The sequence below is a fragment of the Polaribacter haliotis genome (genome assembly GCF_014784055.1).
GTDB lineage: Bacteria > Bacteroidota > Bacteroidia > Flavobacteriales > Flavobacteriaceae > Polaribacter > Polaribacter haliotis.
Genome location: NZ_CP061813.1, coordinates 3,070,096 through 3,086,016 on the forward strand (window position 1 = coordinate 3,070,096; position 15,921 = coordinate 3,086,016).

The following is a 15,921-nucleotide window of genomic DNA, read 5'->3' on the forward strand; positions in this document are numbered from 1 at the left end:
TTATTTATGAGAAATAGTATTTTATTTATATTCTTATTATTAGCAGCTAACGTTTACAGCCAATCTCCAGATTGGTCTGTAAACGCTAGTTTATATCAATATAACATGACGTTTACAGTTGTTTTAAATGTAAACGGAACTGTATTAACAAACTCTAATGATAAAGTTGGAGCTTTTGTAAATGGAGAAAATAGAGGAGAAGCAACAGTAGTTTATAATGCAAATGCAAAAAAGTATGTTGCTTATTTAACTGTTTTAGCAAATACAGCTGCAGAAACCATTAGCTTTAAAATTTATGATAGTACAAACGATGTAATTATTAGTGTACCAAAAACAGAAATTTTCGAAATAAATAAAAATATTGGTGGCGCTTTTCAATCTTACAGTATTGCAAACCCAATACTTGGTTCTCAAGCAAAAATTAATAGTTTTTCGTTTCAAGGAATTACGTCAGAAAGTACTTCAATAACGAATAATACAGTTAGTGTAGAAGTATTATCTACAGTAGACATTACGAGTTTAACACCTGTTTTTACGACAGAAAGTAATGGAAAACTCTATTTAAATAAAGTTTTGCAAGTTTCGTCTAACAATACATTAGATTTTACAAACGATGTAGTTTATGAAGTTTTATCTGAAGATGAATCTCTAAAAGAAGTTTACACAGTTAAGGTAAAGAAAATAGTGAACACTTCTGCCAATAATATTACTTTTTCTAGTGCAAGTTTTACGTATGATGGAACTCAAAAATCGTTAGCAATTGGTGGTACTTTACCAGCAGGAACAAGTGTAACATACTCAAATAATGGTTTAACAAATGTAGGTTCTAAACAAGTTACAGCAACGATTTCTGGAGCAAGTTTTCAAGCTGTAGTTTTTACTGCTAATTTAACAGTAACTCAAGCTCCAATAACTGGAGTAACTTTTTCTGATACAAATTTCACGTATGATGGAACAGAAAAAACAATGTCAATTGTTGGAAATCTTCCAAATGGAACTTCGCTTAATTACGTTTTAAATACTAGAACAAATGCAGGGACACAAGAAGCATTTGCATTAATTACAGGAGATAATTATGTGAATTTAGTTTTAAAAGCTAATTTAACAGTAGAGGAAGCAGTTTTTGGTGGATTTACTCTTAACGATAAAAGTTATGAGTATGATGGAAACCCAAAATCAATTTTAGTTACAGAAAATATTCCAAATGGAACTTCTGTTTCTTATGAAAATAATAATAAAATTGATGCTGGTATTTATGAAATTGTAGCCACTATTTCTAAAGAGAATTATAAAGATATCGTTTTAAAAGCAAATCTTACAATAGATAAATTAACGCTTAGAAATTTTTCTCTAGGAGACGAGATTTATGTGTATGATGGAAATCCAAAATCTTTAAAAATTTCAGGTAGTTTTCCAGAAGGAGCTTCCGTTTCTTATTCGAACAATAGTTTTACAAATGTTGGTTCTTATGAAGTTACAGCTACTGTTACTGGAAATAATTATACCAATTTTACCTTAAAAGGAAGTCTTATAATCGCAAAAGCAAACTTAAATGGTTTTTCTTTTGAAGATAAAAACTTTGTTTTTGATGGAACTCCAAAATCATTAGAAATTTCAGGAAATTTACCAGAAGGTGTATCCGTTTCTTATTCCGCTAATAATATTAAAGATGCTGGTGCTTATGAGATTACAGCAATTATTTCTGGAGCTAATCATATAAGCAAAGTTTTAAAGGCAACATTAACAATTTCAAAAGCTACATTACAGAGTTATACTTTAAATAACGAAAGTTATGTTTTTGATGGGAACACAAAATCTATTAAAATAAAAGAATGTTTGCCAGAAGGAGCTTCAGTTAGTTACACAAATAACGAAGTTTCTAATGTAGGTGTTTATGAAGTTACAGCAACAATTTCTGGTGCTAATTATACAGCGCAAGTTTTAAAAGCAACTTTATCAATTGTAAAAGCAACCTTAAATGGACTTGGTTTAACTAGTAAAAATTTTGTGTATGATGGAACCCCAAAATCCCTTGCAATTTTAGGGAATTTACCAAATGGAGTTTCAGTCTCTTACTCAAGTAATAGTTTTACAAATGCAGGTTCTCACGAAGTTACTGCCACTATTTCTGGTGCTAATTACGAAGACTTAATTCTAAGAGCAAATGTAATAATAGCAAAAGCAACATTAATTGGTTTTACTTTAGATGATGAGAATTTTGAATATGATGGAACACAAAAATCTCTTTCAGTTTCTGGAATTTTACCCAATGGAGTTTCAATTTCTTATTTGAATAATAGTTTTACAGATGCTGGTTCTTATAAAGTTACTGCAACTATTTCTGGTGCTAATTATCAAGATTTAACTCTAAAAGCAAATGCAATAATCGCAAAAGCAAACCAGACAATTACTTTTAATAAAATAACAATTCCATCAGATAAAAATGAATTTAATTTAGAAGCTACCTCTAGTTCAGGGTTAGAAATTCTATATACAAGTTCTAATACAGATGTTGCAATTGTTTCTGGAAACTTAGTGTTTATTGTTGGAAATGGTATGGCTACTATAACTGCTAGCCAGCCAGGGAATAATAATTTTAATCCTGCAGAAAACAAATCTCAAGAATTAAATATTACCACTTTAGGAGCAAAATCTGAAATCTTTAACACAAAGTCAGTTTTATTGTATCCAAATCCAGTAAACTCGAATTTAAAGTTGAAATTAAATACGAAACAACCTCAAGTAATCTCTATATTTGATACTACAGGAAAAATAATAAAAACGATAAATGGCTATCAATCAGAAAAAAATATTGATGTTAGTAATTTTACAGCTGGAAGTTATTTTATAAAAATTAAAGATACTGAAGGTCGAATATCTGTAAAAAGTTTTATAAAAAACTAAAATTATTACAACTAGCTACTATCTAAAACACTCAATAAATTTATTTTTTGGGTGTTTTTTTATAATTAAAATTCAAAGATTACTAAAATTATATTTTCTAATTTTGAAGAAATTTAATAATCGAAATGAACAAGCCTTTTCAATTTAAAGAATTTACCATCAATCAAGATATAACTGCTATGAAAATTGGTACAGATGGCGTTTTATTAGGTGCTTGGTGTGCTGTAGATAAGTATCCTGATACAATTTTAGATATTGGTTCTGGAACAGGAGTAATTTCTTTAATGATTGCACAACGTTCGGATGCTATGACAATTGATGCTGTTGAGGTTGATGAAAATGCGTATGAACAATCTGTAGAGAATTTTGAGCAATCGGATTGGGGCGATCGTTTGTATTGTTACAATGCAACTTTTCAAGAATTTGCTGAAGAAATTTCGGAAGAAGAAGAAACCTACGATTTAATTATAACGAATCCGCCTTTTTATAATGACGATTTTGAAACAGAAAATGAATCAAGAAATAAAGCACGTTTTACTTCGTCTTTATCTTTTGAAGAATTAATTATTGGAGTTGCTAAAATTTTATCAGAAAACGGAACTTTTGCAACCATTATTCCTTTTAAAGAAGAAGTTAGTTTTATCAATTTAGCCAAAGAAAATAACTTGTTTTTAAATAGAGTTTGTCGAGTTCAAGGAAATGAAACATCAGAAATTAAAAGAAGTTTGTTAGAGTTTTCATTTGAGCAAAAAGAAATAAAAGAAGAAAATTTAATTATAGAAACTGGTCGTCATCAATACACAGAACAATATATTAATTTGGTAAAAGATTTTTATTTGAAAATGTAATTACCCAATCACGTTATTAGGATTGTATCCTAAATAAGTGGTTTCTTTTTCAATAAATTTAATTCCATATTGCTCTAATTCCTTCAAAATTGGTTCATACACTTCTTTAGAAATAGGAATTTGAACTCCAGGTGTTTTTATTTCTCCTTTTAATATTTTTAAAGTAGCAATTGCAACAGGTAAACCAACAGTTTTAGCCATTGCTGTATACGTTTGGTTTTCTCCAAGAACAACTAAACTACTCTCAATTTGATGCTTTTCGCCATCAATTTCATAGCCAAACAAATGTTGCATTACAATCATATCTTTATCATGTTCATGTAAAGTCCAAGAATCTTCTAAAATACGTTGTAACATTTTTGCGGGCGTTGCATTTTTAATGCCTATTTTTTTCTTCGGATTAAAAATATCAAGTTCAATTAATTTTTCCCACATAATATCATCTTGATCTATTTTTAGATAAGAACGTAGTTTTAATTCCACAGAATCGGAAGGAGAATAGGCTAAAAATAAATTGACAAAATCTCTGTAACTCATGTTTTCAGAATCTTCAATTGTGTAAGAATCATCTGTCATGCCTAACTGAACAAAAATATTCCAAGCTCTCGAAAAACCAACTTTTCTAATAGTTCCTCTGTACATTGTAGGAATTTTTTCTAAACCATAAACACTTCTATATTTTAACGAATCTCTATTTGCATAGGCTTCAAACTTGGTGTTGTTTATTTTTAAAAATTCTGTTCTTCGAAACAATTTATGATAAGGAATGTATTTATAAGTTCCTTCTTGAATAAACATTGCAGCACCTCCTTGTCCTGCTAAAACAACATTTCTTGGGTTCCAAGTAAATTTATAATTCCAAAGATTGTTATCGCTTTCTGGTGCAACCAAACCACCTGTAAAAGATTCAAACAATAACATTTTTGCATTTTTTTCTCTAATGCTGTCAATAATTTGCATGGCACTCATATGATCTAAACCTGGATCTACACCAATTTCATTCATAAAAACGAGCCCTTTTTCTTTTACTTGCGTATCTAAAGCTTTCATTTCATTGGAAACATAAGATGCAGTAACCATGTTTTTACTGTATTTTACACAGTCTTTAGCAACCTCAATATGAAATCTTGCAGGCAACATAGAAACCACAATATCAGATTTTTGAATCTCTTTTACACGCTGGTTTTTATCAAAAACATCAAAAATAATAGCAGTCGCATTTTTATGATTATTAATTAATTTAGTTGCATTTTCAATTGAAATATCTCCAATAGTTAAGAATAGATTTTCCTGTTCAGATTTTTCTAAAAGGTATTTTATAAGAGATGAACTCGATTTACCTGCACCAATAATTAATATGTTTTTCATAAACGAAAAGATGTATTTTTGTGTAAATACGAAGATACATTAATTGTTTAAAATTTAACAAAAACCATTAAAAATGTTTAAAAATATTATTTTCACTTGTTTTTTAGGAATGTTGGCAATTATTTTAGGAGCTTTTGGAGCACATGCTTTAAAAGAAACGTTAACTGCAGATCAATTATTGAGTTTCGAAACAGCAGTTCGTTATCAAATGTATCATGTAATTGTGTTATTAATTGTAAATATGTACGAAGGGTTTTCATCAAAACAAAAAAACACAATTAGCTATTTATTTTTTATTGGAATCTTACTTTTCTCTGGTTCTATATATCTAATTCAATTAATAAGTGTTTCAGCAAAATCGATTTGGTTTGTAACGCCTTTTGGTGGTCTTTTTCTAATCATAGGTTGGGTTTCCATGATTGCGATATTCATAAAAAAAAGTAGAAAACGATAAAATTTTGATATTTTTTAATTAAAAAGAAGTCTGTTTTAAAATAATGCTTAATTTTGCAAGACACTAAAAACCAAAAAATATTGATATGGTAGATACAAATACGAAATCGATTTCGTTAAATAGTCTAGGAATCAAAAATGCAACAATTCGTTATCAACTTTCTTCAGACGAATTACACAGCGAAACTTTACAAAAAAAACAAGGAGTAGCATCTTCTTTAGGAGCAATTGCTGTAAACACAGGTGAGTTTACGGGGCGATCTCCAAAAGATCGTTTTATTGTAAAAGACGACGTTACAAAAGACGAAGTTTGGTGGAGTAACATCAACCTTCCTTTCGATTCAGATAAATTTGATGCGCTTTATAATAAAGTGACAGATTATTTATCAGGAAAAGAAATCTTTGTAAGAGATTCGTATGCTTGTGCAGATAAAAATTATAAATTAAATATTAGAGTTGTAAACGAATATCCTTGGAGCAATATGTTTACTTACAATATGTTTTTACGACCAACTGCAGAAGAATTAAAAGATTTTTCTCCAGAATGGACAGTTGTAAATGCACCAGGTTTTATGGCAGATCCAGCAATAGATGGAACTCGCCAACATAACTTTGCAATTTTAAATTTTACAAAAAAAATAGCTTTAATTGGTGGAACTGGTTATACTGGTGAAATCAAAAAAGGAATTTTTTCTGCGTTGAATTTTATACTTCCAGTATTCAAAAATACCTTACCAATGCATTGTTCTGCAAATGTTGGTAAAGATGGAGATACAGCTATCTTTTTCGGATTATCTGGAACAGGAAAAACTACATTATCTACAGATCCAAACAGAAGTTTAATTGGTGATGATGAACATGGTTGGACTGCAGAAAATACTGTTTTTAATTTTGAAGGTGGTTGTTATGCAAAAGTGATTAATTTATCGGAAGAACAAGAACCAGAAATTTTCGGAGCCATTAAAAAAGGAGCAATTCTAGAAAATGTTGTGATGGATGATAAAGGAGTTATCGATTTTGCAGATACCTCAATCACACAAAATACAAGAGTTAGTTATCCAATTTATCATATAGATAATATTAAAGAACCATCAATTGGTAAAAATCCAAAGAATATTTTCTTTTTAACTGCAGATGCTTTTGGAGTTTTGCCTCCAATTTCGAAGTTAACGCCAAACCAAGCAGCATACCATTTTATTTCTGGTTATACAGCAAAAGTTGCAGGAACAGAAGCAGGAGTTACAGAACCAACACCAAGTTTTTCTGCGTGTTTTGGTGCACCTTTTATGCCTTTGCATCCTACAAGATATGCAGAAATGTTAAGCAAAAAGATGAAAGATGCTGGAGTAAATGTTTGGTTGATAAATACAGGTTGGTCTGGAGGCCAATATGGAGTTGGTAGAAGAATGCCTTTAAAATATACAAGAGCAATGATTACTGCTGTTTTAAATGGAGATTTAGGAAGCTATAGATACGAAGATTATCATATTCATTCTGTTTTCGGAGTTGCACAACCAAGAACATGTCCTGGAGTTCCAACAGAATTATTAAGTCCAAGAGCAACTTGGAATGATGATGAAGCATATTATAAAACAGCATTTAAGTTATCGAATGCTTTTAGACATAATTTTACACAATTTGAAGAAATAGCAAGCGAAGATATTCGTAGAGGAGGCCCTCAACGTTATGCTTTTTAATAGAAAATCTTTATTTTCCCTCATTAAAACACCTCATTTTGAGGTGTTTTTTTATTTTTAGAGTATATTTAATCAACTTTATAATTTATGATAAAAAATTGGTTTAAAAACATTGGTCCAGGAACATTAGTTGCAGCCGCTTTTATTGGCCCAGGAACTGTAACAATTTGTACGTTAGCAGGCGTAAATTTCGGATTCAATTTATTGTGGGCGATGTTACTTTCTATTATTGCAACGATTGTTTTACAAGAAATGGCTGCAAGATTGGGTATTATTTCTCAAAAAGGATTGTCTGAAGTTATTAGAGAAGAAATGAAAATTCCTTTTTTAAAACACTTTGTAACGCTGTTAATTTTAGCCGCAATTGTGGTTGGAAATGCATCTTATGAAGCAGGAAATATCAGTGGAGGAATTTTAGGATTGGAAACTATTTTTGGAAAATCGATTTTAAATTTTGGCGATATTTCTATCAATTTAATGAGTTCTGTAATTGGTGTAATTGCATTTGTGCTTTTATATATTGGAAATTATAAATTTCTTGAAAAAGCATTGGTAACACTTGTTTTAGTGATGAGTGTTTCCTTTTTAATAACTGCAATAGTTACAAAACCAGACATTGTAGAAATCTTAAAAGGACTTTTTATTCCGAGATTTCCAGAGAAAAGTTTACTAACAGTTATTGGTTTAATTGGTACAACTGTTGTGCCTTATAATTTGTTTTTACACGCTTCTTTAGTAAAAGAAAGGTGGAATAAAACCGAAGATTTAAAATTGGCAAGAAAAGATACCATCATTTCTATTATTTTAGGAGGCTTGGTTTCTATGGCAATTATTGTTTCTGCAGCTGCAATTCCATTTGGCGAGATAACAAACGCAGCAGATTTGGCAAAAGGTTTGGCGCCTTTGTATGGCGAATTTGCAAAGTATTTTTTGGCTTTGGGTTTATTTGCAGCAGGAATAACATCTGCAATTACAGCACCTTTAGCTGCTGCTTATGTTGCAAAAGGTTGTTTGGGTTGGAGTGGAGGTTTAAAATCCAGAAAATTTAGAAGCGTTTGGATTATCATTTTAGTTTTAGGAGTTGTTTTTTCTTCCATAGGAATAAAACCAATAGATATTATAAAGTTTGCGCAAGTTGCAAACGGAATGTTATTGCCAATAATTGCAGGAATTTTATTGTGGATTATGAATAAAAAATCTGTTTTAGGCAATTATATAAATTCTAAAACGCAGAATATTATTGGTTTTGTAATTTTAGCAATTACCATATTTTTAGGAGCAAAAGGTATCTTAAAAGTCTTTAATCTTATTTAAAATGAAAATCGATATTAATTGTGATGTTGGAGAAGGAATTGAAAATGAGCACTTATTAATGCCACATATTTCGTCTTGCAATATTGCTTGTGGAGGTCATTTTGGAAATGCAGTAACAATCGATAAAACCATACAATTAGCAATCGAAAATAAGGTATTAATTGGAGCACATCCATCTTTTCCTGACACAAAAAACTTCGGAAGAATGGTAATGAACATTTCCCATGAAGCGCTTCAAAAAAGTATCGAAAATCAGTTAGAATTGTTTGAAAGTAGGTTGGCTTTGGTTGATGAAAAACTACATCACATAAAACCTCATGGAGCTTTGTATAATTTAATTGCTGTCGATAAAAATTTTGCAGAAATCTTTTTAAAATCTATCGAAAAATATAGTAAAGATGTTTTTTTATATGTTCCTTATAATTCTGTTATTGAAAAGTTAGCGATTGAAAAAAGCATAAAAATAAAGTATGAAGTTTTTTCGGATAGAAATTACAATAACGATTTAACTTTGGTTTCAAGAAACAAAGAAAATGCTTTAATTACTGATAAAGAAGACGTTTTTAAGCATGTTTTGTCAATGTATAAAGGAAAGGTAAAAACCATTTCAGGAGAACTTAAAACTATAAAGGCAGATACTTTTTGTATTCATGGAGATAATAAAAATGCAGTTTCAATATTAGAATACTTATCCGAAAAACTAAAAAAAGAAGGAATTAAAATTGCATAAAAAACCAACATACAAACCTTTTGGAAATGCATCGATTTTAATTGAATGGCAAGCAATTATTAGTGAAGAAATTCTGAATGATATTATCCTATTTAAAGAGAAAATTCAAAAAGAAAAATCAATAGTAATTGCAGATTTTATAATAGGTTACAACTCTTTAACTTTAAAATATACAAACGAATTATCTAATTATTCTGATGAAATTGAAAGTTTAAAATCAATTTATAAACAAGATTTTAAACTTCAAAAAACAGAAAAATTTCTCTGGGAAATTCCTGTTTGTTACGATTTAGAATTCGGGATTGATTTAAAAGAAATATCCGAAAAATCAAACCTTACCATTAAAGAAATAATTAAATTACATTCAGAAAAAATATATACAGTTTTTTTTATCGGTTTTTTACCAGGTTTTCTTTATTTAGGAGGGTTAGATTCAAAAATACATTTCGATAGAAAACCCAATCCAAGATTAAAAGTAGCAAAAGGAGCCCTTGCAATTGGTGGAAAACAAACAGGTGTTTATCCAGAAGCATCTGCTGGAGGTTGGAATATTATTGGAAGAACTCCTATTCATTTTTTCAACATAAAAAACGAAAACCCGTGTTTTGCAAAAGCTGGCGATAAAATAAAATTCAAACCAATTTCTTTAGAAGAGTTTTATCAAACTGAAAAAGAAATTGCAGAAAACAACTATATAATCTCTAAAACTTTGCGAAATGATTAGAGTTTTAAAAGCAGGTTTTTATACCTCAATACAAGATAGAGGTAGAGTTGGTTTTGCGCAAAATGGCGTTCCTGTTTCTGGGGTTATGGATAGTTATCCTGCAGACGTAGCAAATAGTATTTTAAATAATTCTTTAGAAGATGCACTTTTAGAAATTACTTTTGGTGGTTGTAGATTAGAATTTTTAATAGAAACTATTATTTGTGTTTCTGGTGGCGATTTTTCAGCAACAATAAATAACAAGCCAATTCAACTAAATTCAAGAATAAAAATCAATAAAAAAGACGTTTTAAGTTTTGGAAAAATAAATTTCGGAGCAAGATGTTACTTGGCAGTAAAAGATGGTTTTTTAACGAAAAAAGTTTTAGGTAGCAGAAGTTTTTATCAAAATATAACAAACCAAATCATTATAAAGAAAGGAGATGTTTTACCAATTACGACTTTTAAAGGTTGTTTAGAAACATCAAATTCAGCAATAAAAATAAAAGAAACACATTTTAAATCAGAAGAAATATATTGTTATAAAGGTCCAGAATTCGAGTTGTTAAAAGATCATCAAAAAGAACAATTATTAGAAAATACTTTTACAATTTCTAACGATAATAATAGAATGGGAATTCGTTTAAATGAGTTAATTAAGAACGACATTCCTTCAATTTTAACATCTGCAGTTTTGCCAGGTACAGTTCAATTAACACCTTCTGGGAAATTAATTGTTTTAATGCGAGATTGCCAAGTTACTGGTGGTTACCCAAGAGTTCTACAACTTACAGGAAATGGCTATTAATAAATTAGCTCAAAAAACAACACATCAGAAACTAAATTTTAGGCTAAAAAGTATTTGAGTCAAGATTTAACCTTATACAGTCAAGTTAAACCCTGTTATAGGCTTATATTTGTAGTGTATTAATCGATACATCACTAAAAAAGTATAATTTAAAAAAATAAAAATGAAAAATTTATCAGGAGTATTATTAGGAACTGTTGTTGGAGCATTAGCAGGTATTTTATTTGCGCCAGACAAAGGAGAGAACACAAGAAATAAATTAAAAAACGAAGCTTTATCTGCAAAAGATAAAATCTCTGAAACAGCTTCAGAATACTCAGAAAAAATAAGTGCAACTGCATCCGATTTAAAAGATAAAGTAAGTTCTACTTACAGTGCTAAAAAAGAAACTTTCGATGCTCAGTTAGAAGATGTAATGTCTAATGTTAGTTATAAAGCAGATGATGTAATAACAACTTTAGAAAAAAAATTAAGCGAATTAAAAGAGAAAAACAGAAAATTACAAAAAGATGTAGTTTCAGAAACTAAAAATGCCAAAGGAAAAATACAAAACGCATAATATATGAGTGTATTTGAATCTTTAAACAATTCGTCTGATAGTGGAGTTGATAAAGGAAAAAAATATGTAGATGCTACTTACGAATATTACAAACTAAAAGCATTTCATATCTTATCTTTATCTTTCAGTACAATTATAAAGCTCTTTGTTATTGGAGGTTTGGTAGGAACAGGATTACTATTCGCTTCCATTGCTTTGGCAATTTATTTGGGCGATATTTTTGAAAGCTTATCATTAGGATATTTAACAGTAGCTGGAATTTATTTTCTTTTCGGAATATTAATTTTCCTACTAAGAAAAAATATCGACAGTAAGATTATTTCTAACCTGGCAGATAAATTCTCAAAATAAAAGACGACTAAGATGAGAAAATACACAAATTTTGTTGATATAGAAAAAGACTTAAAAATGTTAAGTCTAGAAAGACAAATAGCATTAGAAGAACTAAAAATCGTAAAAAGCGATTTCGAAAACCAACTGAAACCATTAAGCTTAATAGGGAATTTCTTAAAATTCGCAAGTAAGTATGGATTATTAGTTCTCGTAAAGAAAATATTTAAATAAAATAGAAGAAATTTATTAGGTTGTTTAGCAATAAATAATCGATAAGTGGTTGGTTGATTAATAACCTCAATGTGAAGACATTGGGGTTTTTTATTTGAAAGATTTCTTAGTACTTTTAAAAATATTATTAAGATTTTTTTTTGGGCGTTTTCACGGGCTTTCCATTATATCTTTTTGCCGAAAAAGGCAAAAAGGATGCCATTTCAATCCCTAACGCACTTACTCAAACTTATAAAAAAAAGATAAACTTTATCTAGCATTATCGTCAGTTACCACTAAAATTTTCTTCTTGAATTCATTAGGTGAGATTCCATATTTTTCTCTAAAAATTTTAGAAAAATAACTTCTACTACTAAAACCAATACTATATACAATTTGCGAAATGTTTAAATCGGATGTGTTAAGCATTTCTCTGGCAGATTCTAAACGAACATGTCTAATATATTCTGTAACTGTTCTATTGTATAAAAATTTAAAACCATCTTGTAATTTAGCTTGCGTTAAACCAGTATCCATAGAAAGTTGGTCTAAAGAATAATCTTTTGCAGGGTTTTTTAATATTTTAGTTCCAATTTTACGAACCAATTTAAGTTCAGTTTTTGCCAAAGAAGTTGGCAAAGGAACACCAGCTAACAATCTATTATGTTGCTGAATGTGCATAGATAAGATTTCATAAACAATCGCTTCAATTTTTAATATTCGAAGCATTCCTTTGTTTTTTACCTTGGCTAATTTTTCAACTAAATCTGCCATTTTAAGATTTAGTGTACCAAAATTTGCAAATCTGTTTTCGTGATCTGTATCTACAAAAACTTCATATAATTTTTTATTTAAACTAGATACGTTTGTCGTTCTTTTTTGAAGAAAATGTTTACGAACAATTTCAATCATATTTATACAAACCGTTTCATTCTTTGGGAAATGCAAATAATCGTAACCACCAGTTTTATTGGTAAAAATTAAAGATTGAAACTGGTCTATTTTTCTTTCATCATTATTTATTCCAAAACGATGTGTTAAATAACCTTGTGCAGGATATAAAAAACGAATAGGGCTAAACTCTGGAATCGACTTAATCTTAATTACAAACTCTTTACGAAGTGTTAAGTTAAAATCTAACAAGTGTACACCCCAATCAAACTGAATAAAGCGTAAATTTCCTTCTCCATTTTCGTTATCGATAGAAAGAATACTTTCATTCCATCTACTTGTAATTGTACCTCCTATAGCATCTTTAATTTGCTCGATTAAATTTTTAGGACTATCAGGAAAAATTTCAATAGTTATCATAAGGGATTTCTAAAATTAAAGCTAATTATCAAACGAAAAAGAAGCTTGTAAATGTACCACAAATAATAATAACATTTTTTAGGATATCGATTAACATCTAAATTAATTGAGACAAAATTAAATGAAAGTAGACCGTAAATTTGATGGAACTATAAACTAAACGAGTATGAATATTTACGAAGAAATAAGAAAAGACCACGATAAGCAAAGAGAACTACTAGATAAATTAGTAAAAACATCTGGAGATACTAAAGAAAGAGATCAGTTATTTAAAGAATTAAAAGACGAATTAGCTGTGCATTCAGATGCAGAAGAACGTCACTTCTACAAGCCTTTAATTTCTAATGATATGATGCAAGACAAAGCAAGACATGGTATCGCAGAACATCACGAAATAGACGAATTAATTGAGCAATTAGAAGAAACAGATTACGATTCTTCAGCATGGTTAAAAATTGCAAAAGAATTACAACATAAAGTAGAACATCATTTAGAGGACGAAGAAAAATCGTATTTCCAATTATCAGGAAAAGTTTTTACAGAAAAAGAAAAACAAGATTTAGCGAAAAGCTACAGAAAACACATGAGTAAAAATCTATAAATTCTTAAGAATTAATTGCGTTAAAAACTATTAAAGATGTAAAATGTTTGACATCTATAAATCAAACAAACATATCATTAAAATTAATATGTTATGAGTACATACACAGAAGAAGTAGGAAAGAAATTAAATGCATTGTTAGAGAAAACTTATGATGCAGAAAAAGGATTTAAGAAAGCAGCAGAAAATGTTGAAAATAATTCCCTTAAGAAGTATTTTAATATGAAAGCTGAAGAAAGATATACATTTGGTCACGATTTAAAAACAGAGATTAGATCTTATAATCAAGAGGTAGACAAAGGTGGAAGTTTAACTGGAGCAGCACATAGAACTTGGATGGATATTAAAGCAATGTTTTCTATGGACGATGAAGAATCTATGTTAGAAGAAGCAATTACTGGAGAAAAAGCAGCAGTTGAAGAATACAATGATGTTTTAAAAGAATTAAGCTTACCTTCAAGTACTAAAAACTTGTTAGAATCTCAAAGAAATAAAATCGAAAACGGATTATACAATATAAAATCTTTAGAACAAATCAATTAATATTTTTTCTAGATAATAAATAATTAAAAGATGCGAGAGCATCTTTTTTTTTGCTTTTAAAATTTATTTACTTCTTTTGCTAAAAAGATTTCACCTTCTCTTCGTTCTCTAAACCTAAAAACCGTTCATTTGAGTTAATAATGAATTTGTTAGCGTTAAATTAAAATGCATAAACCCATTAAATTTGTAGTGTAAGAAATAGGTAACACTATTTATTTATTAACCATTAAAAACTTAAAAATTATGTTACGTTGGACAATTACATTTGTAGTAATAGCATTAATCGCTGCAGTATTAGGATTTGGAGGAATCGCAGGTGCCGCTGCAGGAATCGCTAAAATTATATTCTTTATATTTATTGTATTATTTGTACTTTCTTTAATCAGAGGAGGCATAAAAAAATAATAACCATATAACTGTGGAAAAGAAAATGAACTGCTTGATTTAATTTAAGCAGTTTTTTTATTTTATAAAATTATGCTTTTTTGCATGTTCAATAGCTTCTTCACTTGAATGAACCATTAAAATTGGAGTATCGTAATAATCTTTTATAAGCTCTGTTATTCTTGCCATTCTTTTAACATGCCTTACACTTCTTAAATAAATTGCTTTAATTCTATTTGGATATAATTTTACGATTTCCATATAAATATCTGCATCATGTTCTCCTGCATCTCCAATTAAAATAAAAGATAAATTGGTATATGTTTTTAAGATATTTACTATTTCTTTCTGTTTTTGAGGTTTTGTTTTTGCTGTTTTTTTCTGAAACATATTTCCGAAAGTTCTCAATAAAATAGCTCCTTTCGGAAAATTATTCTTTTTTAGAAAAACTTCTAAATATCGGTATAAATTCCAAGGACTATGACTCACATAAAAAAGAGGATTTGCATTTTTACCAGATTTTCCTAAATGCAATAAACTATAAAATTTAGAAGCCCCTTCCAACGCTTTTCTTTTGTTAGGAGATTTAAAAAAAGTATTAATTAAAAGTCTCCATTTAAAAGTAGAAACTACCCCTGTTTGTAAAATTGTATCGTCAATATCGCTAATTACTCCAAACTCAATAGAATCAGCAGGAATTAATAACTCACCTAAAAAACTGTTTTTATTATTAATGGCTCTATTAATGTTTTCGTTAGTGAAAGAAGCTTTAAAATGAAGCCAACCTTCGTCATTTGCTAAATTAGAAAGGTTTTCTATTTTTTCTTCAACAATAAAATAACCTTCATTGTCTGTAACCGTATTTATTTTGTATTTATTAGGCAACGTAATTGTAATAGCTGTATTTTTAACTTCATCAGTTTCAAAACGTTTCCAAGTATTTATCAATAACCTTATAAAATTCTCTCGTTCTAAATTTATTTTTTCGTCTTGTAAAGCTCTTCCTCTAGCATAAAAATTTGAATTTGTTCCATAACTTTGAAAAACAATAATTTGTAGTGAATCTTTACTAAAAATGCCCATTTATTTTTTGATTACAAGATACAAAAAGGCATAAAAAAAAGCCACAGAATCTGTGGCTTTTCTAAAATATTT

The 15,921-nt window shown here is 29.0% G+C and carries 17 protein-coding genes; 14 read left to right on the forward strand and 3 right to left on the reverse strand.

What is annotated here, in order from left to right; genetic code table 11:
• The first annotated feature begins 6 nt into the window (after positions 1-6).
• Together H9I45_RS13175 and H9I45_RS13180 are read left to right on the forward strand one after the other, a co-directional pair.
• Positions 7-2,904 carry an MBG domain-containing protein gene (locus tag H9I45_RS13175; protein ID WP_088353919.1) on the forward strand — a complete coding sequence of 966 codons (2,898 nt, stop codon included), beginning with the start codon at positions 7-9 and terminating at the stop codon, positions 2,902-2,904.
• Positions 2,905-3,029: 125 nt separating this feature from the next.
• Complete coding sequence (locus H9I45_RS13180) at positions 3,030-3,752, forward strand: tRNA1(Val) (adenine(37)-N6)-methyltransferase (protein ID WP_176397554.1); 723 nt, start codon at positions 3,030-3,032, stop codon at positions 3,750-3,752.
• On the opposite strand, the gene H9I45_RS13185 is transcribed toward H9I45_RS13180, so the two are convergent.
• Complete coding sequence (locus H9I45_RS13185) at positions 3,753-5,120, reverse strand: saccharopine dehydrogenase family protein (protein ID WP_088353921.1); 1,368 nt, start codon at positions 5,118-5,120, stop codon at positions 3,753-3,755.
• A gap of 73 nt (positions 5,121-5,193) precedes the next feature.
• Here H9I45_RS13185 and H9I45_RS13190 point away from each other — a divergent pair, with 73 nt between their 5' ends.
• The 9 genes from H9I45_RS13190 to H9I45_RS13230 all read left to right on the forward strand — a co-directional run bounded on the left by H9I45_RS13190 (position 5,194) and on the right by H9I45_RS13230 (position 11,948).
• Complete coding sequence (locus H9I45_RS13190) at positions 5,194-5,574, forward strand: DUF423 domain-containing protein (RefSeq protein ID WP_088353922.1); 381 nt, start codon at positions 5,194-5,196, stop codon at positions 5,572-5,574.
• A gap of 85 nt (positions 5,575-5,659) precedes the next feature.
• Positions 5,660-7,270 (forward strand): phosphoenolpyruvate carboxykinase (ATP), encoded by a 1,611-nt coding sequence (pckA, locus tag H9I45_RS13195; protein ID WP_088353923.1) that lies wholly within the window; start codon positions 5,660-5,662, stop codon positions 7,268-7,270.
• 87 nt (positions 7,271-7,357) lie between these two features.
• Entirely contained in the window at positions 7,358-8,584 is a 1,227-nt protein-coding gene (locus tag H9I45_RS13200; protein WP_088353924.1) for an Nramp family divalent metal transporter, read from the forward strand.
• A gap of 1 nt (position 8,585) precedes the next feature.
• Complete coding sequence (gene pxpA, locus H9I45_RS13205) at positions 8,586-9,314, forward strand: 5-oxoprolinase subunit PxpA (RefSeq protein WP_088353925.1); 729 nt, start codon at positions 8,586-8,588, stop codon at positions 9,312-9,314.
• Positions 9,307-10,038, forward strand: coding sequence for a 5-oxoprolinase subunit PxpB (pxpB, locus tag H9I45_RS13210; protein ID WP_088353926.1), 732 nt, complete (start codon positions 9,307-9,309; stop codon positions 10,036-10,038). The genes pxpA and pxpB overlap by 8 nt, the downstream gene beginning before the upstream one ends.
• Positions 10,031-10,825: a 5-oxoprolinase subunit C family protein gene (locus H9I45_RS13215; RefSeq protein WP_228454916.1), complete on the forward strand. Its 795-nt coding sequence runs from the start codon at positions 10,031-10,033 to the stop codon at positions 10,823-10,825. Before pxpB ends, H9I45_RS13215 begins: the two co-directional genes overlap by 8 nt.
• A gap of 163 nt (positions 10,826-10,988) precedes the next feature.
• Positions 10,989-11,384 carry a YtxH domain-containing protein gene (locus H9I45_RS13220; protein WP_088353927.1) on the forward strand — a complete coding sequence of 132 codons (396 nt, stop codon included), beginning with the start codon at positions 10,989-10,991 and terminating at the stop codon, positions 11,382-11,384.
• A 3-nt stretch (positions 11,385-11,387) separates the two neighbouring features.
• The gene (locus H9I45_RS13225) at positions 11,388-11,735 is read left to right on the forward strand and encodes an FXYD domain-containing ion transport regulator (RefSeq protein ID WP_088353928.1); all 348 of its coding nucleotides are present in this window, start codon (positions 11,388-11,390) and stop codon (positions 11,733-11,735) included.
• Between the two features lie 12 nt (positions 11,736-11,747).
• Positions 11,748-11,948, forward strand: a complete 201-nt coding sequence (locus tag H9I45_RS13230) for a hypothetical protein (protein ID WP_088353929.1) — start codon at positions 11,748-11,750, stop codon at positions 11,946-11,948.
• A gap of 249 nt (positions 11,949-12,197) precedes the next feature.
• On the opposite strand, the gene H9I45_RS13235 is transcribed toward H9I45_RS13230, so the two are convergent.
• The gene (locus tag H9I45_RS13235; protein ID WP_088353930.1) at positions 12,198-13,238 is read right to left on the reverse strand and encodes a helix-turn-helix domain-containing protein; all 1,041 of its coding nucleotides are present in this window, start codon (positions 13,236-13,238) and stop codon (positions 12,198-12,200) included.
• Between the two features lie 166 nt (positions 13,239-13,404).
• Here H9I45_RS13235 and H9I45_RS13240 point away from each other — a divergent pair, with 166 nt between their 5' ends.
• The 3 genes from H9I45_RS13240 to H9I45_RS13250 all read left to right on the forward strand — a co-directional run bounded on the left by H9I45_RS13240 (position 13,405) and on the right by H9I45_RS13250 (position 14,787).
• Complete coding sequence (locus tag H9I45_RS13240; protein ID WP_088353931.1) at positions 13,405-13,839, forward strand: hemerythrin domain-containing protein; 435 nt, start codon at positions 13,405-13,407, stop codon at positions 13,837-13,839.
• A 93-nt stretch (positions 13,840-13,932) separates the two neighbouring features.
• Positions 13,933-14,382: a ferritin-like domain-containing protein gene (locus H9I45_RS13245; RefSeq protein ID WP_088353932.1), complete on the forward strand. Its 450-nt coding sequence runs from the start codon at positions 13,933-13,935 to the stop codon at positions 14,380-14,382.
• A 243-nt stretch (positions 14,383-14,625) separates the two neighbouring features.
• Positions 14,626-14,787, forward strand: a complete 162-nt coding sequence (locus tag H9I45_RS13250) for a DUF1328 family protein (protein ID WP_088353933.1) — start codon at positions 14,626-14,628, stop codon at positions 14,785-14,787.
• A gap of 57 nt (positions 14,788-14,844) precedes the next feature.
• Here H9I45_RS13250 and H9I45_RS13255 read toward each other — a convergent pair whose 3' ends face one another.
• A complete protein-coding gene (locus H9I45_RS13255; protein ID WP_088353934.1) occupies positions 14,845-15,849 on the reverse strand; it encodes an App1 family protein phosphatidate phosphatase in 1,005 nt (334 codons plus the stop codon).
• Positions 15,850-15,921 lie beyond the last annotated feature (72 nt).

What these genes read in the sequence shown, in the direction of transcription:
- H9I45_RS13250 (WP_088353933.1), top strand. Translation starts at nt 14,626, where the DNA reads ATGTTACGTTGGACAATTACATTTGTAGTAATAGCATTAATCGCTGCA.
- H9I45_RS13235 (WP_088353930.1), bottom strand. Translation starts at nt 13,238, where the DNA reads ATGATAACTATTGAAATTTTTCCTGATAGTCCTAAAAATTTAATCGAG.
- H9I45_RS13220 (WP_088353927.1), top strand. Translation starts at nt 10,989, where the DNA reads ATGAAAAATTTATCAGGAGTATTATTAGGAACTGTTGTTGGAGCATTA.
- H9I45_RS13230 (WP_088353929.1), top strand. Translation starts at nt 11,748, where the DNA reads ATGAGAAAATACACAAATTTTGTTGATATAGAAAAAGACTTAAAAATG.
- H9I45_RS13180 (WP_176397554.1), top strand. Translation starts at nt 3,030, where the DNA reads ATGAACAAGCCTTTTCAATTTAAAGAATTTACCATCAATCAAGATATA.
- H9I45_RS13225 (WP_088353928.1), top strand. Translation starts at nt 11,388, where the DNA reads ATGAGTGTATTTGAATCTTTAAACAATTCGTCTGATAGTGGAGTTGAT.
- H9I45_RS13245 (WP_088353932.1), top strand. Translation starts at nt 13,933, where the DNA reads ATGAGTACATACACAGAAGAAGTAGGAAAGAAATTAAATGCATTGTTA.
- H9I45_RS13175 (WP_088353919.1), top strand. Translation starts at nt 7, where the DNA reads ATGAGAAATAGTATTTTATTTATATTCTTATTATTAGCAGCTAACGTT.
- H9I45_RS13190 (WP_088353922.1), top strand. Translation starts at nt 5,194, where the DNA reads ATGTTTAAAAATATTATTTTCACTTGTTTTTTAGGAATGTTGGCAATT.
- pxpA (WP_088353925.1), top strand. Translation starts at nt 8,586, where the DNA reads ATGAAAATCGATATTAATTGTGATGTTGGAGAAGGAATTGAAAATGAG.
- H9I45_RS13255 (WP_088353934.1), bottom strand. Translation starts at nt 15,849, where the DNA reads ATGGGCATTTTTAGTAAAGATTCACTACAAATTATTGTTTTTCAAAGT.
- H9I45_RS13215 (WP_228454916.1), top strand. Translation starts at nt 10,031, where the DNA reads ATGATTAGAGTTTTAAAAGCAGGTTTTTATACCTCAATACAAGATAGA.
- pckA (WP_088353923.1), top strand. Translation starts at nt 5,660, where the DNA reads ATGGTAGATACAAATACGAAATCGATTTCGTTAAATAGTCTAGGAATC.
- H9I45_RS13185 (WP_088353921.1), bottom strand. Translation starts at nt 5,120, where the DNA reads ATGAAAAACATATTAATTATTGGTGCAGGTAAATCGAGTTCATCTCTT.
- H9I45_RS13200 (WP_088353924.1), top strand. Translation starts at nt 7,358, where the DNA reads ATGATAAAAAATTGGTTTAAAAACATTGGTCCAGGAACATTAGTTGCA.
- H9I45_RS13240 (WP_088353931.1), top strand. Translation starts at nt 13,405, where the DNA reads ATGAATATTTACGAAGAAATAAGAAAAGACCACGATAAGCAAAGAGAA.